The following is a 17873-nucleotide window of genomic DNA, read 5'->3' as shown; positions in this document are numbered from 1 at the left end:
CACACTGAACCCAGTGAGCCCGGTGCCCCCACCCCTTTGCCCCGCGCTCCCGGGCCCACCAGGCCCGTCCCGCACCACCCGGCGGACAACGACGTCCACCAACGCCTTAGGAGTACCCCCGTGGCCCTCTCGGTCTTCGACCTCTTCTCGGTCGGCATCGGCCCGTCCAGCTCCCACACGGTCGGCCCGATGCGCGCGGCCCGCATGTTCGCCCGGCGCCTCAAGAACGAGGGCCTGCTGGTCCACACGGCGTCGATACGGGCCGAGCTGTACGGCTCGCTCGGCGCGACCGGCCACGGCCACGGCACGCCCAAGGCCGTGCTGCTGGGCCTGGAGGGCGAGTCGCCCCGCACGGTCGACGTCGAGGGCGCCGACGCCCGCGTCGAGGAGATCCGCGCCTCGGGCCGCATCAGCCTGCTCGGTGTACACGACATCCCCTTCGACGCCGACGAGCAGCTGGTCCTGCACCGGCGCAAGGCGCTGCCGTACCACGCCAACGGGATGACGATCCTCGCGTACGACCGTGAGGGCGCCCCGCTCCTGGAGAAGACCTACTACTCGGTGGGCGGCGGCTTCGTCGTCGACGAGGACGCCGTGGCAGGCGAGAACCCGATCGTCCCTGACGACACCGTCCTCAAGCACCCCTTCCGCACCGGCGACGAGCTGCTGAGGCTCGCCCGGGAGACCGGCCTGTCCATCTCCTCCCTCATGCTGGAGAACGAGAAGGCCTGGCGGACCGAGGACGAGATCCGGGCCGGTCTGCTGGAGATCTGGCGCGTCATGCAGGCCTGTATCGCGCGCGGCATGTCCCGCGAGGGCATCCTGCCCGGCGGCCTGAAGGTCCGCCGCCGCGCCGCGAACTCGGCCAGGCAGCTGCGCGCCGAGGGCGACCCGCAGACGCTGGCGATGGAGTGGATCACCCTCTACGCGATGGCCGTCAACGAGGAGAACGCCGCCGGGGGCCGCGTCGTCACCGCCCCCACCAACGGCGCGGCGGGCATCATCCCCGCCGTCCTGCACTACTACATGAACTTCGCCGCGGGCGGCTGCACCGAGGCCGAGAAGGACGACAGCGTCGTCCGCTTCCTGCTGGCCGCCGGGGCCATCGGCATGCTGTTCAAGGAGAACGCCTCCATCTCCGGCGCCGAGGTCGGCTGCCAGGGCGAGGTCGGCTCCGCGTGCTCCATGGCCGCGGGCGCCCTCGCCGAGGTCCTGGGCGGCTCCCCCGAGCAGGTGGAGAACGCAGCCGAGATCGGTATGGAGCACAACCTGGGCCTGACCTGCGACCCGGTCGGCGGTCTGGTCCAGATCCCGTGCATCGAGCGCAACGGCATGGCGGCGGTGAAGGCGGTCACCGCGGCGCGGATGGCGCTGCGGGGCGACGGCAGTCACAAGGTCTCCCTGGACAAGGTCATCAAGACGATGAAGGAAACCGGGGCGGACATGAGCGTGAAGTACAAGGAGACCGCGCGCGGCGGTCTCGCGGTGAACATCATCGAGTGCTGAGAGAAGAGGGAGCCCGGCCCGTGTGGCCGTGACTCCCGTTTCTCCGGCGCCCCGTGACCGCCCGGTACACGGACCGGCCGCGGTCGCCCACACGCCCCCATTCACCGGGCCGGCACCCGCGTCCGTGCGACATGGCCGCGGGGCCGGTGCGAGCGTGGGTCAGGCGTAGTGGTGGATGGTTCCCCGCAGCGCCGGCTCAGCGCCTTCGCAGTGCTGCACGAAGGTGAGCGCGAGCCCTGTGATCTGCCCGGAGTCGTCGGTGGCGAGCTTCTGCACGGTGAACTCGCCGTTGCTGTGGTTGCACCCGCCGAGACCGCTCACATCGAGGGTCGCCGCACCGTCGTCTCCCATGCGGTCCGCCTGGTACGTGCGGCCCGGCTCCAGCGACTGCCCAGCGGGAGCGGCGACGAGGGCACCCCAGTTCTGCCGCAGCCCGCTCACCCGGTAGTCGAGGATCTTGTCCGGAGTGCCGTCGAGGTGGAACACGGCGGTGCCGCCGGTGAACGTCTGGCTGCGGCCCTGTCCCACGTACTCCCCGGGCTCACTGGCGTAGGAGAACGACAGCGGGAGAGCGCGGTACTTAACCGTGCCGCGCAGGGCAGGGGCATCCGGGTCCTCGCACCGCTGGACGTACGAGGCGTCCAGCAGCGTGATGGCGCCGGTTCCGTCGGTGTCGATCTGGTTGATGGTGTACTGCCCGTGGACGATGTTGCAGGCTCGTCCGTCACCACTGACGGCGAGTCCTGGGGCACGCCCCGAGGGGCCCGGCGCCCCTTCGGCGTTCCGGAAGACACCAGGCGTGAGCGTGTCCCCGGCGGGCGCCTGCATCTCGACGCGCCAGGAGACGTCGGGCGTCTCGACGACCATGGTCGCGTACGTCGCGTCACCTTCCACCCGGATGTCCGCAGCGGGGGCACGGTACGCCGATGTCGCTCCCTGGCCCACCCAGTCACCCGGCTCACTGCGCTGCGTGTAGGCGGTGACCGGAACCGGCTGGCCGGCCGCCGCCTGCACCGTCGGTGCCGCCCACATCATGCAGGCGCCGACCGCCCCCAACAGCACGCCGAAAGCCGTCATCCCGCGCAGAGCGCGACGGATTCTGAACCGCAGAAGCCTCATGTTCCCCACCCCTCACTCACACATCCGACCGAACAGGCCCTCGGCTACCCGCAGTCGGGCGGAACATGCCGGGACCGGAGACGAGAGGGGGTGCGCTCCGGACCACCCCGGACCCGGGAGCCCGCGCTTGACAGTCACACCCGGAGATGACCATGATTCCATTAATTGACTAATGGAATTGAGGCGAGGCGCGTGGCGGAGACGAGCAATCCGGGCGGCGGTCCGGGCGCATGGGCCCTCGAGGCCTACGGACTGGGGAAGCGCTACCGGCGCGGCTGGGCGCTGAACGACTGCTCCTTCCGGCTGCCTGCCGGGCGGATCTGCGGCCTTGTCGGGCCCAACGGCGCCGGCAAGAGCACCCTGCTGGGCCTGGCGTCCCGCCAGGTGGTGCCGACACACGGTGAACTGCGTGTCTTCGGGGTGCCGGTGGACGATCCCGAGGTGATGCCGAGATTCGCCTTCCTCGGCCAGGACAAGCCGATGTTCAAGCGGTTCACCGTGGCGGAGACGCTGAGGATCGGCAGTGAGCTGAACCCTGGCTGGGACGGGGAGGCCGCGGAGCGGATCGTGCGATCGGGCAACGTCCCGATGGGCGCCGCTGTCGGGACCCTCTCCGGCGGGCAGCGCACCCGGGTAGCCCTCGCTCTGGCCTTCGGGAAGCGGCCGGACCTGCTGCTGCTCGACGAGCCGATGGCGGACCTCGACCCGCTGGCCCGCGACGAGATGAGCACCCTGCTGATGGCCGAGGCCGTCGAGCGCGGCACCACGGTGGTGATGTCCTCGCACATCCTGGCCGAACTGGAGGACATGTGCGACTACTTGCTGGTCGTCGCGGACGGCAGGATCCGGATGGCCGGTGACGCCGACGCACTTGTCCCTGCGCACGCCCTGGTGACCGGACTGACCGAGGACGGCGGCCTGCCCGCCGCTCTCGCCCGTCACACGGTCATCGAACATCGCGTGACGGGGCGGCAGTTCCAGGCGATGGTGCGGACAGCCGGCCCGCTGTCAGGGGACTGGCAGGTGGCCGAGCCCAGCCTGGAGGAAGTGCTGCTCGCCCATCTGCGCTCGCCGGACGCACCCGCGCTGTACACACCCGGCGCGCAGATCGAGACCGAAGGGACCAGGACCGCATGAGCACCACCCTGACCGGCAGACCGACCGCACGCACATCCCCTCCGAGGATGCTTCGCGGCCTGACCTGGCTGGTCCTGCGCCAGCACCGGACCACCGTGGCCTGCGTCCTCGCCCTGGTGGTGCTCGGCTCGCTGTGGATCGTGTACCAGCGCGGCCAGCTGATCGACCTGCTCGCCGCCGCGGGCTGGCCCGAGAAGTCCGTGCCGCTGCCCGTCGTGGGCGAGGGCTACCGGAATCTCACCTCCCTGCTGACCCTGCTGCCCGGCATCCTCGCCGTCTTCCTCGGCGCCCCGCTGATCGCCGCCGACCAGGAGCAGGGCACCGCGCAGCTCGTCACCACGCAGTCCGTGACGCGCCGCCGCTGGCTCGTGGCGAAGCTCGGCTGGTGCCTCCTGATCACCCTGGTGGCCTGCTCGGTGCTCTCCGCGGTGTTCACCTGGTGGTGGCGGCCGTACCGTTCGGTCCTCGGCGACCACTGGATGGACGCCTCGGTCTTCGACACCACGGGCCCCGTCCTCCCCGCGCTCGCCCTGTTCCTCACCGCGGCCGGGTTCACGATCGGCATCCTGCTGCGCCGGGTCCTCGCCTCCATGGTCGTCACCTTCGTCTTCTGCGTGGCCGCGCAGACCGCCTGGGGTATGTACCGGGACCTCCTGGGCACGCCGCGCACGATCACCTATCCACTGAACGGCGAATTCCCCGCGTTCCTCGACGACGCGTACGAGGTGGACCGCTGGGTCGGCAGCGCCGACGGCCGGCTGTACGGATGGGGCTCCTGCGCCGAGGCGACCGAGAAGGCCACGAACGCCTGCATCGAGGAGTTGGGAATCGTCAACAACGTCTTCCAGTACCTCGACTACGGCCAGATGGCCGCCATGCAGTGGTCGGGCGCCGGCATCCTGCTGGCCGGCACCGCCGCGCTGACCGCGTTCGCCCTGTGGTGGGCCTCCCGGCGCCCCCTGTAGGGCCGGCCGTCCTTCTCTACGTAAAGTGTCAATGATCGAGCGGAAGGTGATGTCCGTGGTCGTGTTCCGCATCGACCGGCGCAGTGGAGTGGCGACGTACCTCCAGATCGTCAGGCAGGTCGAACAGGCCCTGAGGATGGGCGCGCTGGAGGAGGGCGACCGGCTGCCCACGGCCGCGCAGGTCGCCGCCACCACCAAGGTCAACCCGAACACGACGCTCAAGGCCTACCGGGAGCTCGAGCGTGCGGGGCTCGCGGAAGTGCGCCAGGGGGCGGGGACCTTCATCACCCGCACCCTCGCCGAGCCGGGATCCGGCCCCGATTGGCCGCTGCGCACCGCACTGAACGAATGGCTGCACCAGGCGCGCGGGGAGGGCCTCGGCGGCGAGGAGGTCCAGGCCCTGTTCCGGGCCGCCTTCGAGGCCGTCTACCCCTCCGGCCCGGAGAGCTGAGCGGCTCGGCCGCCGGCGGTCAGGGCGGTGACGATGGGTCCGGGCTCCCCCTTCACCGCGAGCCGCCAGGCCGTACGGACGAAGTCCTGGCGGCTCCGCGAGGCGCACCGCCGAAAGGCGTGGCGAAAGGCGGGAAGCCGGCCCGTCCTCACCGGCAGCGGCCCGGTCCGCCTCGGAACACGGGCCGCCTCCCGGACCGGCTCCTGCCGGTCCGGCAGGGGTCAGGCCTTGTTCTGCGAGGCCCAGAACTCGTCGAACGTGAGCTCGCCGTCACCGTTGCCGTCATGGGCGTTGATGACGGCCTGGGCGACCGTCTCGGTGACGTAGGGGTCACCGAGCTGCGCCATCGCGCTCTTGTACTCGGCGGCCGTTATGCTGCCGTCGCCGTTCTGGTCGAAGCGCTCGAATGCCTTACGTGCCGACTCGATGTCCGCCACTGTTCCGCCCCTTCGTTAAGCGTCGTTGACGGAGATCAGATTATCCGGCAGCCGGCGTGGCGGTTCCGGCGGGCGAGTCCTCAGGTCAGCAGCTCCGTGGCGGTCACCGCGCGCAGCCGACGACGGCCGATCTCGGTGAGGAGGAGGGGCAGTGCGGCGATGGTGTCCCGGTAGCCGAAGTGCAGGCTCACCACCGAGCCGTTGCGGAGTTCGCCGGCGACCTTGCGGGTGACTGCCGCGACCCCGGGTGACGTGAAGTCGAGGGACTCCACGTCGTAGGACAGGACGTGCGGATATCCGGCCCGGCGCGCGAGGTCCTGGACGAGCGGGGTGGCGTGCCGGGTGTGCGAGGGCCTGAACCACGTGCCGATCGATCCGGTGAGCCGGCGCAGGCGCCGGGCGCAGGCCTCGATCTCCTCGTACGCCCGCGTCCCGTCCATCGCGTTGATGTCGAGGTGGGTCTGGGTGTGGTTGCCGAGGTCGTGGCCGCCGTCCAGGATCCGGCGGGCCATGCCGGGGTGCCGGTCGAGCCAGCTGCCGACCGCCAGGACGGTGAGCCGGGCGCCGGCCCGTTCGGCCTGGGCGAGGACGGTGCGGGCCAGGGCGGGATCGCCCCGGCCGTGGAAGGTGAGGGCGACGCGAGGGCGGTCGCGGGGGCCGTGCTCGATCTGGACCGGCTGCCCGGGGAAGCGCCGCGGGCCTGCGGCCGGGAGCACGGCGCCGCGGACGCTCCGGTCACTGTCGCCGCTCCGCGTCTTCCGGTCCGGGGGCTGCTGAGTTCCGTCCGGTCCGCAGCCTCCGGCGCCCGGCAGGAGCACTCCGGCAGCCGCACACAGGAGTCCGCGGCGGGGCACCGGCGTCCTGCGACCGTCCATGGCCTCCACCTCGCGGGTCGGTCCGGGTGCTGCGACCCGAGACACAGTACGGCGGAACGGGTGGCGATCCGGGGCCGCCGGGCGTGGCCGCCTCCAGGAGGTGATCAATGAATCACCGAGCGAAGTCGATGAATGTGCAAGGAATGCCAGGCGCGTGACCCATCACACCTGTGATTCATGTACTCAATGGACCGATTTGCTAGGCATTGACTGTTTTGCGGCTTTGGCTCCGAGGTCGCCCGTCTGCCATAGTCGGGGACGCGACCTCCTCCGACCCGAGCCAGGTCCCACGTGCGGCCGTGGACACACCCCCCATTCCACGGCCCCCTCAGAAGCCCCCGACGCGCCCACACCCAGGCCGGCCGGGGGCTTCTGCGTGTCAGCGGTCGGCGGTGCGCATCTCGAACCAGGTGGTCTTCCCGCGCGGCAGAAGATCCACACCCCACCGGTCGGAGAGCTTGTCGACCAGGAAGAGACCTCGCCCGCTCACGTCCATCTCGCGGACCGGCATCAGACACGGCAGCCCGCGCGAGGGATCACGCACCTCGATCCGCACCCAGCCCCGGCGCCGCAGCATCCGGAGGCCGAAAACCCGCGCACCGGTATGCCGCACGGCGTTGCCCACGAGCTCCGAGACCAGTAACACACCGTACTCGGCGGTCTGCGGAGGGAGCTGCCACTGACGCAGCATCACGCACGAGGTGATCCGGCGGGCGGTGGCCGCGGACTCCGGCTGGGAGGGCAGCCGGACTTCCCCCTCCGTCGGATTTCCGAACAACTCCAGCGCCTTGAACGCCTGTTCGTCTTCGACGGCAGACATCCAGCGCGCCGCTGTCGCGCTGCTGCGCGGTCGCGGCTGTTCCACACCCTCCAGGCCCGCCATGCTCACCATCATGGCCGCACAGAACGCACTCTGTGACCGTTCCGACAGAATCCCTCTCCCGGAACCAGTCATTCCGGGTTGGTTCTCCGTCATATGCCAGGGGCAGAAAAGAGGCCTGCGCAGCCGTGCCCACCTGCGGCGACGAAGGGCGGGCGGGTAATTGCACAAACAGACAGGACGCTGGACCTTAAGGCTCTCTTAAGGTCCAGCCGAACCGCCCGCACGGATGAACGTGCGCGCCTCTGTACGCAACTCACGCTCGGTCAGACGAACTCGGCCTTGCCCGGGCCCTCCTCCACGAAGCTGCGCATGCCGCGCTCCCGGTCCTCGGTGGCGAACAGGCCTGCGAACCAGTTCCGCTCGATCGTGAGCCCGGTGTCGATGTCCGTCTCCAGCCCCGCGTCCACGCACTCCTTGGCCGCCCTCAGTGCCGTCGCGGGCCCACGGGCCAGCCGGGCGGCCCAGGCGTGCGCCTGTTCGTACACCTCGGCGGCCGGAACCACCCGGTCCACCAGGCCGATCGCCAGAGCCTCCTCGGCCTTCACCTGACGGCCCGTGAAGATCAGGTCCTTGGCCCTGGACGGGCCCACCAGCCGGGAGAGGCGCTGCGTGCCTCCGGCACCGGGAATCAGACCCAGCAGGATCTCGGGCTGGCCGAACTTCGCGTTGTCCGCTGCGATCCTGAAGTCCGCGCAGAGCGCCAGCTCGCAGCCACCGCCCAGGGCGTAGCCGGTGACGGCAGCGACCACGGGCTTGGGGATGCGGGCCACCGCGGTGAACGAATCCTGCAGCGCCCTGGAGCGTACGACCATCGCCGCATGGTCCATCAACTGCATCTCCTTGATGTCCGCCCCGGCCGCGAACACCTTCTCGCCGCCGTAGAGGATCACCGCCCGCACGTCGTCGCGCCGGCCCGCCTCCTCGGCGAGTTCCCGCAGCCGGTCCTGGACCGCGACGTCCAGGGCGTTCATCGGCGGGCGGTCCAGCCGGATCGTGCCGACGTTGTCGCTTACTTCGAGGGTTACGGTCATGGGGAGCAGGTTAACCATGACTAACGCGGCGGGCCCGGTGCCGTTGGTCACAGCACCGGGCCCACTCGTGTCAGCGGTGTGGAACTACTTGATCCACTCCGACCAGTCCATGTTCCAGCCGTTGAGGCCGTTGTCCGGCTGGATCACCTTGTCCTTGGAGTTCTTGACGACGACCACGTCACCGATCAGGGAGTTGTCGAAGAGCCAGGCCGCGGGGGTCTTGCCGTCCCAGCCGCCGCGCACGTCCCGCAGCCCCACACAGCCGTGGCTGGTGTTGGTCGAGCCGAAGATGCTCGACGCACCCCAGTAGTTGCCGTGGATGAAGGTTCCGGAGGTCGACAGGCGCATCGCGTGCGGCACGTCCTTGATGTCGTACTCACCGCCGAACCCGACGGTGTCACCGTTCATCCGGGTCACCTTGAGCTTCTCGCTGATGACCATCTGGCCGTTGTAGGTGGTCGTGGCCGGGGCACCCGCGGAGATCGGGATGTCCCTGATCTGCTTGCCGTCACGGACCACCTTCATCCGGTGGGAGCTCGCGTCGACCGTGGAGACCTGGCTCCGGCCGACGGTGAACTTCACCGTCTTGGCCTGCTTGCCGTGGACCCCCGGCCGCCCCTCGACACCGTCGAGGTCGAGACGCAGGGTCACTTTCGTGCCCGCCGCCCAGTACTTCTCGGGCCGGAAGTCGAGGCGGTCGTTGCCGAACCAGTGGGGCTCGATCCGCACGGCGGGCTCCGCCGTCACGCTGATCGCCTTCTCCACGGCCTCCGGGTCGGTGATGCCCCGGGTGAAGTGGATCGACACCGGCATGCCCACGCCGACGGTCGAACCGTCCTCGGGCGTGTACTGACCGATGAAGGTGTTCTTCGGGACCAGGGTGGTGAAGCTGGTGTCCTTCGCCGACTGGCGGCCCTTGCCGTCCTTGGCGACCGCGTGCACCGTGTACTTGGTAGCGGCGGCCAGGTGGCGGTCGGGCACCCAGCTCAGGCCGTCCTTCGCCATCTCGCCCTCGACCACCTTGCCCTTGGGGTCGGCGACCTTGACCGTGCTCAGCTTGCCATCGGCCGCCGTGATCTTCAGGGCCCCGCTGGTCGCCACGTCGTCGGCGCCGTCCTTGGGCGCGATGGTCACCACCGCCTGCGAGGCACTGGTGTCGTCGGCCTGGGCGCCCGTCGCCTTGCCGTCCTTCTCAGCGGCGGTCCCGCTGCCGCCGCACGCCGTCACTGCCACCAGCAGCGCTCCCAGTGCCAGTGCGCGGAGCCCGTGGGCTCCACGCCCGCGTCGTCCCCCGCCCGCGCCGGCCCATGCCCCCGATATCGGCTGCCCGTTCAATGTGGTCGTCTCCCCTCGCACGGCCTGGCCCCGCCATGGCCCGCACCCCCGCGCGCTGTACATGCACGCCCGGCGCAAGATAATCACACCGCGCGTGGGGAGAACTCCCCCGGAACGTCACTGTTCCGTCCCAAGTCGTCCCGCACCGCCGCCGGGTGACCCCGGAGCACACGACTCCGGGGTCTGACCAGGCCGGACCGGGGGTCAGCGCAGGGCGGAGCCCGCCTTCCACTGCGGCCAGCCGAGGTTCCAGCCGCCGAGGCCGTTGTCCGGTGCGACGGTCCTGTCCGCGGAGTTGACCACCTCCACCACATCACCCACGAGCGTCCGCTCGAAGAACCAGCCGGCCGGGGTGTCCGAACTGCCGCCCTTCACGTCACGCAGCCCGATGCAGCCGTGACTGGTGTTCTCGGAGCCGAAGATGTCCGGGGATTCCCAGTAGTTGCCGTGCAGGAAGGTCCCCGACTTCGTCAGCCGGATCGCGTGGGGCACGTCCTTGATGTCGTACTCACCGCCGAAGCCGACGGTGCTGCCGTCCATGCGGGTCACCTCGTGCAGCTCGGAGACCACCATCTTCCCGTTGTACGTGGTCGTCCTCGCGGCGCCGGCGGTGATCGGCACCGTGCTCACGATCTCGCCGTCGCGGCGCACCTCCATGGTGTGCGCGCGGGCGTCCACCACGGACGCCTGGGAGCGGCCCACCCGGAAGGTCACCTGCTTCTGCTGGCTGCCGTACACCCCCGGCGCGCCCTCCACATCACGCAGGCCCACATCGACGGTGACCTCGGTGCCCGGCTTCCAGTAGGTGGCCGGCCGGAAGTCGAGCCGGTCCTTGCCGAACCAGTGGCCGACCACCTCGACCTCGGGCTCCGTGGTGATCCTGATGGCCTTCTCCACAGCGGCACGACGGGTGACGGGCCGGTTGAAGTCGAAGGAAACGATCATGCCGGTGCCCACCGTGGACCGGTTCTCCGGCTTGAAGTAGCCGATGAAGCGATCCTTGGGGACCAGGGTGGTGAACGTGGTGCTGCGTGCCGACCGACGCCCGTCGCCGTCGACCGCCACCGCCTCCACGCTGTACTTCCCGGCCAGCCCGAGCCGGTATCCGCCGTCCCGCGGCGTCCACGTACGGCCGTCCTTCGCGATGCGGCCCGGTACCTCCTGGTGTTCCGCGTCCTCCATCCGGGTCACCTTCACCCGCTCGAGCCGCCCGTCGGGGACGGTCACCTCGAGCCGGCTGTCCGCGCCGACGTTCTCGGCGCCGTCCTCGGGGACCACACGAATGGCGTCCCCGGGTGAGCGGTTGTCGAAGAACGACGTCGCCTCGGTGCAGCCCGTCAGTACGGCCAGCACGATGAACAGTCCTGCCCATGTCAGCACGGCGGCCGAACCCGCCCGTGCTCTCTTCGCTTCGTGGTTCACGCTCCCCCCAACGACGTGGCCGCCCCGGGGAAACGTGAGTGCGGGCCCACCGGTGGGCAGAACAGAGGGGAGGACACCGCCAGGAAGGCAGCGGCCGGGACGCCGCGCACTCCTTCTGCGGGTGGCCGCTCCTACGAGCCGCAGGAGGCTGAGAGGTGTCGAGCACAGCCGAGCAGGAGGAAACGCCGCGTACGACGGGACGGGTGGTGGCGACCGGACCGGCCCCGGGCGACGCAGCGGACGGACCACCCGTATGGCCGGGTGCTCCGATGCCGTTGGGGGCCCGCTTCCGGGTGGGGCCGGACGGTGTGGCGGGTACCAACTTCGCCCTCTGGGCGGGCGGCGCCGAGGCCGTCGAGCTCTGTCTCTTCGACGAGCGGGACGCCGAGACACGGCTCCCGCTGACCGAGCTGACCCACGAGATCTGGCACGGCTTCGTCCCCGGCGTACGCGCGGGACAGCGGTACGGCTACCGGGTGCACGGCCGCTGGGACCCCTGGACCGGTGCCCGGTGGAACGCCGCGAAGCTGCTCCTCGACCCGTACGCCCGCGCGGTGGACGGCACGTTCACCCTTCCGCCCGAGGTGTACGGCCATGTGAGGGACTGGCCGGAGCAGCATGTCGCCGACACGGTGCGCGACGACCGGGACTCGGCTCCGTACGTCCCCAAGGCGGTCGTCGTGCACGACGACGACGACTGGGCTGAGGACCGCAGGCCCAAGACCCCGTGGGCGGACTCGGTCATCTACGAGCTGCACGTACGCGGCTTCACCAAGCTCCACCCCGACATCCCGCCCGAGCTGCGCGGCACCTACGCCGGGCTCGCCCACCCCGCGGCGATCGGCCATCTGCGCCGCCTCGGTGTGACCGCCGTCGAGCTCCTCCCGGTGCACCAGTTCGCCCACGAGGACCATCTCCTGCGGCGCGGGCTGCACAACTACTGGGGCTACAACTCGATCGGCTACTTCGCCCCGCACGCGGGCTACGCGGCGAGCGGCACGGCGGGCCGGCAGGTCGGCGAGTTCAAGCAGATGGTGCGCGCCCTGCACGCCGCCGGGATCGAGGTGATCCTCGACGTGGTCTACAACCACACGGCGGAGGCCGGCGAGCTCGGCCCGATGCTGTCCCTGCGCGGCATCGACAACCGCGGCTACTACCGCCTCCAGCAGGACGCCCGCCGCTACGCGGACTACACCGGCTGCGGCAACACCCTGCACGTGGTGCAGCCGCAGGTCCTCCGGCTGATCACGGACTCGCTCCGCTACTGGGTGACGGAGATGGGCGTCGACGGCTTCCGCTTCGACCTGGCCGCGGCGCTCGCCCGTTCGATGCACGACGTGGACATGCTCTCCCCCTTCCTCGCAGTGATCGCCCAGGACCCCGTCCTGCGCCGGGTCAAACTGATCGCCGAACCGTGGGACGTCGGCAACGGCGGCTACCAGGTGGGCGCGTTCCCGCCGCTGTGGACCGAGTGGAACGACCGCTACCGGGACGCCGTGCGCGACTTCTGGCGCGGTGCGCTGCCCGACGTGCGCGACATCGGCTACCGGCTCACGGGATCGAGCGACCTGTACGCCTGGGGCGGCAGGCGCCCCTACGCCTCGGTCAACTTCGTCACCGCGCACGACGGTTTCACGCTGCGCGACCTGGTCAGCTACGAGCACAAGCACAACGAGGCCAACGGTGAGGGCAACCGGGACGGCACGAACGACAACCGCGCCTGGAACGGCGGCGCCGAGGGCGAGACCGACGACCCCGGCATCAACGCCCTGCGCCGACAGCAGCTGCGCAACCTCCTGACCACGCTTCTCCTGTCGACCGGGGTGCCGATGCTGGTGGCGGGTGACGAGATGGGCCGCACGCAGGGCGGCAACAACAACGCCTACTGCCAGGACAACGAGGTCAGCTGGCTGGACTGGTCGCTCCTCGAGGAGCCCGGGTGGCGGGAGCTGACCGAGCTGACCTCCCGGGTGCTGGCCCTGCGCCACCGCCATCCGGTGCTGCGCCGCCGCGCCTTCTTCGCCGGGACACCACAGGCCCCGGACGGTCTGCGGGACCTCGCGTGGTTCACCACGGAGGGCACGGAGATGACGGAGGGCGACTGGTACTCGCCCGCCTCGACGCTCGCTCTGTACCTCTCCGGGCGTGACATCCCGGGCCGGGACGCCCGGGGCGGGCAGATCACCGACGACAGCTTCCTGGCGGTCCTGCACGCGGACCACCGGCCCTGCGACTTCCGGCTCCCGGGCCCGCCCTGGGCCCAGACGTACGAACTGGTGCTGGACACCTCGCGCGAGGACCAGTCCACCGCGCCCGGCACCCTCCACGCGGGCGGCGCGGCACTCACGGTGCCGGGCAGGTCGGTTCTCCTGCTGCGGGTGACGGGGTGAGAGTGACGGGGTGAGGGTGCTCAGCCGAGGATGCCGCGCCCGTAGGCCACGGCGACGGCCGCCGTCCGGTCCTCGGCGCCCGGCTCGGCGAAGACATGGGTGAGGTGGGTCTTCACGGTCGCCTCGCTGATGAACGGCTCGGCGGCGATCTCACGGTTGGAGGTGCCCTCGGCGACGAGCGCCGGCACCCCGCGCTCGCGCGCGGACGGCGACTCGCTGCCCTGCGCCGCCGGGGTGCGCACCCGTGAGACGAGTCGGGGACCCGCAGACCCTCGACGCATCCGACGGTGGTGGTCCTGCCGGCCCCGTTGGGCCGAGGACCCCGAGGATCTCCCCCTCGTCGACGGTGAAGCTCACCCCTTCGACCGCAGGTCGGCCGCCGTAAGCCTTGTGGACCCCGTGCACTTCGATGATCGCCATGGCCGTGAGGATTCCGCCGGGCAGGCGGCACCGGAATCCGCCGTCACGTCCGGAACGGCATCAGCCGATCGGTTGACGGAGTGCTACGACCCGCGCCGTGTGACCGGAAAACCACGTGATCGATGTCAGTGGTGAACCTTAGGCTCGCTCCTGATGCCCGAAAAACCTGCAGAGCCCACGGACCGGTCCGCCGTGCGCTCCCTCCTGCGTCTGTGGCCCTATGTCAGACCGGTGCGTGCGCGCTGGATCAGCGCCGCCCTCGTGGCGGTTCTCGCGTCCTGTCTCGCCCTGGTGATCCCGCTGGTCCTCAAGTGGATGGTGGACGGCCCTGTCGCGGACCGTGATCCGGGCGGGGTCTGGCTGGGTGCTCTCTACCTTCTGCTGCTGGGAATCGCCGAGGCAGGGCTGTTCGGGCTCCGCCGGTGGCTCGTGGCGAGGCCGCTGGCCGGTGTGGAGGCGTCGATGCGCGCCGACCTCTACCGCCATCTGCAACGGCTGCCGGTGGCGTTCCACGACCGGTGGCCCTCGGGCCAGCTGCTCTCGCGCGGGACCACGGACCTGATGCTGCTGCGGATGTTCCTGGCCTTCCCGCTGACGTTCCTGCTGGTCAACGGCACGACGATTCTGGTCGGTTTCGTCATCCTGTTCGCCCAGGAGTGGTCGCTGGGGGTGGTGCTGCTCGCACCCGCCGTGCCCCTGATGATCATGTGCTCGCTCTTCGAGACGAAGTACTCACTGGTGGCGCGCAGGGCCCAGGACCAGGTCGGGGACCTGACCACGGTCGTCGAGGAGAGCGTGCTGGGCATCCGCGTCGTCAAGGGCTTCGGCCGCAACCGCAGCCAGGCGCTGGCCTTCCGCTCGCTCGCGCAGCGGCTGCGCACCACGGAGCTGGGCAAGGCCCGGCTGCTCGCGGGGATCTGGGCGGTCATCACCGTCATCCCCGAGCTGGCGCTCGGTACCGCTCTGGTGCTCGGCACGATCCAGGTCGCGGACGGCGCCCTGTCGGCGGGCACCCTCGTGGCGTTCCTCTCGACGGCCCTGGCTCTGCGCTGGCCGGTCGAGTCGATCGGCTTCCTGCTGGCGATGAGCCAGGAGTCGGCGACGGCCGCCGACCGCTACTTCGAGGTCATGGACGTCTCCGAGGAGCCGGAGCCCGGGACACCGGGTGAGAAGTCCGGGAACGGCGCGCAGGGCATCGTCTTCGAAGGGGTGGAGTTCCGCTATCCCGACGCCGAGCCCGGCTCACCGCCCGTCCTGGACCGGATCGATCTGCGGATCCGTCCCGGCGAGACGATGGCCCTGGTGGGCGCCACGGGTTCCGGGAAGACCACGCTGACGGCACTCGTCCCCCGGCTGCACGAGGTCACCGGTGGCCGGATCCTGCTGGACGGCGAGGACATCGCCGCCATGGAGCGGCCCAGGCTGCGCGAGCTGGTGTCCGTGGCCTTCGAGGAACCCACCCTCTTCTCGGCCACCGTCGGGGAGAACGTGCTGATGGGCTCGGAGGGCGCGAGCGGGCAGGAGCTCCGCCGGGCGCTGTCGGTCGCCCAGGCCGACTTCGTGCACGAGCTTCCGCAGGGCATCGACACGCAGGTCGGCGAGCAGGGGCTGAGTCTCTCCGGCGGCCAGCGGCAGCGCCTCGCGCTGGCCCGCGCCGTCGTCGGCGGGCCGCGTTTCCTGGTGCTCGACGATCCGCTCTCCGCCCTGGACGTGCACACGGAGGCGCTGGTGGAAGCCGCTCTGCGGCGCGTGCTGGAGGACACGACGGCCCTGGTCGTCGCCCACCGGCCCTCCACGGTGATGCTGGCGGACCGGGTGGCCCTCCTGTCCGGGGGCCGGATCAGCGCGGTGGGCACCCACCAGGAACTCCTGCGCACCGACGCCGAGTACGCCTGGCTGATGTCCGGTGCGCGGGACACCGGTGTTCTTGTCTCCGAGGAGGGCAGCACCCGATGACCAGTACGACTGCCGACGGACCCGCCCTCGCCGACGAGGAGGTGCCCGGGGGGAAGCCGGGCGGGGCGCCGGGTGAGGGCGACGCCTTCGACTCCGACGCCCTGCCGACCCCTCCGGGTGCCACCAGGGCGCTGCTCACCTCCCTGCTGGCACCGATGCGGGCCAGGGTGACCTTGGTGTCCCTCCTGCTGGTCCTCCAGCAGGCCGCCGTGCAGGCGGGGCCGCTGCTCGTCGCGTACGCCATCGACAGCGGTGTGCCCGCGTTCCGGGACCACGACTACGGTCCGCTGATCGCAGTGGGCGTCGGATACGCGGTGTGCTCGGTCGGCGCGGGGCTCCTCCAGTACGCCTTCATCCGGGCGGCCGCCCGGATCAACCAGGATGTGCTGCTCGATCTGCGGGGGCGGATCTTCCGTCACGCGCAGGTGCTGAGTGTCGACTTCCACGAGCGCTACACCTCGGGCCGGCTGATCTCCCGCTCGACCACGGATGTGGAGTCCCTGCGCGAGCTGCTGAGCGAGGGGCTGCAGGAACTCATCGGAGTGGTCCTGTCGTTCGTCTCGATCTCCCTGATGCTGCTCTGGCTCGACCTCGGGATCGGCGCCATCGCCGTGGCCTCCTTCGTCCCTCTGTACCTGCTGGTGCGGGCCTACCGGCGGCGGGCCGCCAAGGCGTACGCGGCACGCTCCACGGCGATCGCCGCTGTCATCGTGAAGTTCGCCGAGACGATGAACGGGATCCGCCCCGTGCAGGCCTTCCGCAGGGAGCGCGCCAACGACGCGGACTTCGCGGTGTTCAACCGCAGTCACGAGCGGAGGAACGGCGACGCGCTGCTGGAGATGGCCCGCTACGTCGTCGGCTCCCGGCTCGTCGCCAACACGGCGGTCGCCGCGATGGTGCTGTGGGGTGCCTACCGGGTGGCGTCAGGCACGCTGGCGCTGGGTGTGCTGGCCGCGGCGGTGCTGTACCTGCGGCGGCTGTACGACCCGATCGACCGGCTCGCGATGTTCCTCAACTCCTACCAGTCGGCCGCCGCTTCACTGGAGAAGATCGCGGGCCTGCTCGCCCAGACGCCCACGGTGCCCGAGCCGCTCTCGCCGAAGGTGCTGCCCGCCCTGACCGGTGAGCACCCGGGCCGTGAGGTCACCTTCGACGGGGTGCGGTTCGCCTACCGTACGGGTGGTGAGATCCTGCCGCGCTTCGGCCTGACGATCCCGGCGGGCCAGACCGTGGCCGTGGTCGGCTCGACGGGTGCGGGCAAGTCGACGCTGGCGAAGCTGCTGGCACGGTTCTACGATCCGACGGAGGGCCGGGTCCTGCTGGACGGCACCGATCTGCGCGACCTGGCGACGGACGAACTGCGCCGGGGCGTGGTGATGGTGACCCAGGAGGCGTTCATGTTCTCCGGGACGATCGCCGAGAACATCGCGATCGGCCGTCCGGAGGCGACGCCCGAGGAGATCGAGCACGCGGCCAAGGCCATCGGGGCGCACGACTTCATCAGCGCCCTGCCCGACGGATACGACACGGACGTCCGTAAGCGGGGTGGCCGGATCTCCGCGGGCCAGCGTCAACTGGTGGCGTTCGCCAGGGCCTTGCTCGCGAATCCCGCCGTGCTGATCCTCGACGAGGCCACCAGCTCGCTGGACGTCCCCGGCGAGCGGGCGGTGCAGCGGGCCATGGACACCGTGCTGCACGGTCGTACCGCGGTGGTGATCGCGCACCGCCTGTCGACGGTGGAGATCGCGGACCGGGTCCTGGTGATGGAGCACGGGCGGATCGTGGAGGACGGATCCCCGGCCGGACTCATCGGCGGTACGGGCCGCTTCGCGGGCCTGCACCGCGCGTGGCGGGAGAGCCTGGCCTGAGGACGCCCGGCGGCACCGTCCGCGATGCGACGAGGGCTCCCCGCGGCGTGCGGGGAGCCCTCGTCCTCGTGACCTGCG

General features: G+C 70.6%; 14 protein-coding genes and 2 pseudogenes. 7 read left to right on the top strand and 9 right to left on the bottom strand.

Features of this window, described 5'->3' with window-relative positions; translation table 11 throughout:
* The first annotated feature begins 120 nt into the window (after positions 1-120).
* Entirely contained in the window at positions 121-1506 is a 1386-nt protein-coding gene (locus HED23_RS07130) for an L-serine ammonia-lyase (protein WP_203182568.1), read from the top strand.
* A 159-nt stretch (positions 1507-1665) separates the two neighbouring features.
* Here HED23_RS07130 and HED23_RS07125 read toward each other — a convergent pair whose 3' ends face one another.
* Complete coding sequence (locus HED23_RS07125) at positions 1666-2625, bottom strand: hypothetical protein (RefSeq protein ID WP_203182567.1); 960 nt, start codon at positions 2623-2625, stop codon at positions 1666-1668.
* Between the two features lie 192 nt (positions 2626-2817).
* Here HED23_RS07125 and HED23_RS07120 point away from each other — a divergent pair, with 192 nt between their 5' ends.
* Genes HED23_RS07120 through HED23_RS07110 form a run of 3 tightly spaced genes read left to right on the top strand, consistent with a single transcriptional unit; the run spans position 2818 to position 5178 of the window.
* Complete coding sequence (locus HED23_RS07120) at positions 2818-3762, top strand: ABC transporter ATP-binding protein (protein ID WP_203182566.1); 945 nt, start codon at positions 2818-2820, stop codon at positions 3760-3762.
* Positions 3759-4727, top strand: a complete 969-nt coding sequence (locus HED23_RS07115) for an ABC transporter permease (protein WP_203182565.1) — start codon at positions 3759-3761, stop codon at positions 4725-4727. The genes HED23_RS07120 and HED23_RS07115 overlap by 4 nt, the downstream gene beginning before the upstream one ends.
* A 31-nt stretch (positions 4728-4758) precedes the next feature.
* Entirely contained in the window at positions 4759-5178 is a 420-nt protein-coding gene (locus HED23_RS07110; RefSeq protein WP_238441867.1) for a GntR family transcriptional regulator, read from the top strand.
* A gap of 221 nt (positions 5179-5399) precedes the next feature.
* On the opposite strand, the gene HED23_RS07105 is transcribed toward HED23_RS07110, so the two are convergent.
* The 6 genes from HED23_RS07105 to HED23_RS07080 form a co-directional block, all read right to left on the bottom strand.
* Positions 5400-5615: an EF-hand domain-containing protein gene (locus tag HED23_RS07105; RefSeq protein ID WP_203182564.1), complete on the bottom strand. Its 216-nt coding sequence runs from the start codon at positions 5613-5615 to the stop codon at positions 5400-5402.
* A gap of 80 nt (positions 5616-5695) precedes the next feature.
* Positions 5696-6490, bottom strand: a complete 795-nt coding sequence (locus tag HED23_RS07100) for a polysaccharide deacetylase family protein (RefSeq protein ID WP_203182563.1) — start codon at positions 6488-6490, stop codon at positions 5696-5698.
* A 379-nt stretch (positions 6491-6869) separates the two neighbouring features.
* Positions 6870-7385: an ATP-binding protein gene (locus HED23_RS07095; protein WP_203182562.1), complete on the bottom strand. Its 516-nt coding sequence runs from the start codon at positions 7383-7385 to the stop codon at positions 6870-6872.
* Positions 7386-7636: 251 nt separating this feature from the next.
* A complete protein-coding gene (locus HED23_RS07090; RefSeq protein WP_203182561.1) occupies positions 7637-8404 on the bottom strand; it encodes an enoyl-CoA hydratase/isomerase family protein in 768 nt (255 codons plus the stop codon).
* An 84-nt stretch (positions 8405-8488) separates the two neighbouring features.
* On the bottom strand, positions 8489-9739 hold the full coding sequence (locus tag HED23_RS07085; RefSeq protein WP_203182560.1) for a L,D-transpeptidase: 1251 nt from the start codon (positions 9737-9739) through the stop codon (positions 8489-8491).
* Positions 9740-9943: 204 nt separating this feature from the next.
* Entirely contained in the window at positions 9944-11161 is a 1218-nt protein-coding gene (locus HED23_RS07080; protein WP_203182559.1) for a L,D-transpeptidase, read from the bottom strand.
* A gap of 155 nt (positions 11162-11316) precedes the next feature.
* On the opposite strand from HED23_RS07080, the gene glgX reads away from it, so the two are divergent.
* Complete coding sequence (glgX, locus tag HED23_RS07075; protein WP_203182558.1) at positions 11317-13551, top strand: glycogen debranching protein GlgX; 2235 nt, start codon at positions 11317-11319, stop codon at positions 13549-13551.
* 20 nt (positions 13552-13571) lie between these two features.
* On the opposite strand, the pseudogene HED23_RS07070 reads toward glgX, so the two are convergent.
* Both HED23_RS07070 and HED23_RS34945 read right to left on the bottom strand, forming a co-directional pair.
* Positions 13572-13808, bottom strand: a pseudogene (locus tag HED23_RS07070) (response regulator transcription factor); the annotation flags it as partial.
* Positions 13802-13971, bottom strand: a pseudogene (locus HED23_RS34945) (ABC transporter ATP-binding protein); the annotation flags it as partial. The pseudogenes HED23_RS34945 and HED23_RS07070, both read right to left, overlap by 7 nt.
* A 153-nt stretch (positions 13972-14124) precedes the next feature.
* Here HED23_RS34945 and HED23_RS07065 point away from each other — a divergent pair.
* Together HED23_RS07065 and HED23_RS07060 are read left to right on the top strand one after the other, a co-directional pair.
* A complete protein-coding gene (locus tag HED23_RS07065) occupies positions 14125-15927 on the top strand; it encodes an ABC transporter ATP-binding protein (RefSeq protein ID WP_203182556.1) in 1803 nt (600 codons plus the stop codon).
* Positions 15924-17795 (top strand): ABC transporter ATP-binding protein, encoded by a 1872-nt coding sequence (locus tag HED23_RS07060; RefSeq protein WP_203182555.1) that lies wholly within the window; start codon positions 15924-15926, stop codon positions 17793-17795. Before HED23_RS07065 ends, HED23_RS07060 begins: the two co-directional genes overlap by 4 nt.
* Positions 17796-17873: the final 78 nt, after the last annotated feature.

It is taken from the genome of Streptomyces pratensis (genome assembly GCF_016804005.1).
Lineage (GTDB): Bacteria > Actinomycetota > Actinomycetes > Streptomycetales > Streptomycetaceae > Streptomyces > Streptomyces pratensis_A.
Note: the sequence above shows the minus strand (reverse complement) of the source record. Positions and strands in the feature narration are given on the sequence as shown.

Coding starts and splice junctions, on each gene's coding strand:
- HED23_RS07125 (WP_203182567.1), bottom strand. CDS start 2,625: ATGAGGCTTCTGCGGTTCAGAATCCGTCGCGCTCTGCGCGGGATGACG.
- HED23_RS07110 (WP_238441867.1), top strand. CDS start 4,759: ATGATCGAGCGGAAGGTGATGTCCGTGGTCGTGTTCCGCATCGACCGG.
- HED23_RS07100 (WP_203182563.1), bottom strand. CDS start 6,490: ATGGACGGTCGCAGGACGCCGGTGCCCCGCCGCGGACTCCTGTGTGCG.
- HED23_RS07060 (WP_203182555.1), top strand. CDS start 15,924: ATGACCAGTACGACTGCCGACGGACCCGCCCTCGCCGACGAGGAGGTG.
- HED23_RS07065 (WP_203182556.1), top strand. CDS start 14,125: ATGCCCGAAAAACCTGCAGAGCCCACGGACCGGTCCGCCGTGCGCTCC.
- HED23_RS07115 (WP_203182565.1), top strand. CDS start 3,759: ATGAGCACCACCCTGACCGGCAGACCGACCGCACGCACATCCCCTCCG.
- HED23_RS07090 (WP_203182561.1), bottom strand. CDS start 8,404: ATGACCGTAACCCTCGAAGTAAGCGACAACGTCGGCACGATCCGGCTG.
- HED23_RS07095 (WP_203182562.1), bottom strand. CDS start 7,385: ATGATGGTGAGCATGGCGGGCCTGGAGGGTGTGGAACAGCCGCGACCG.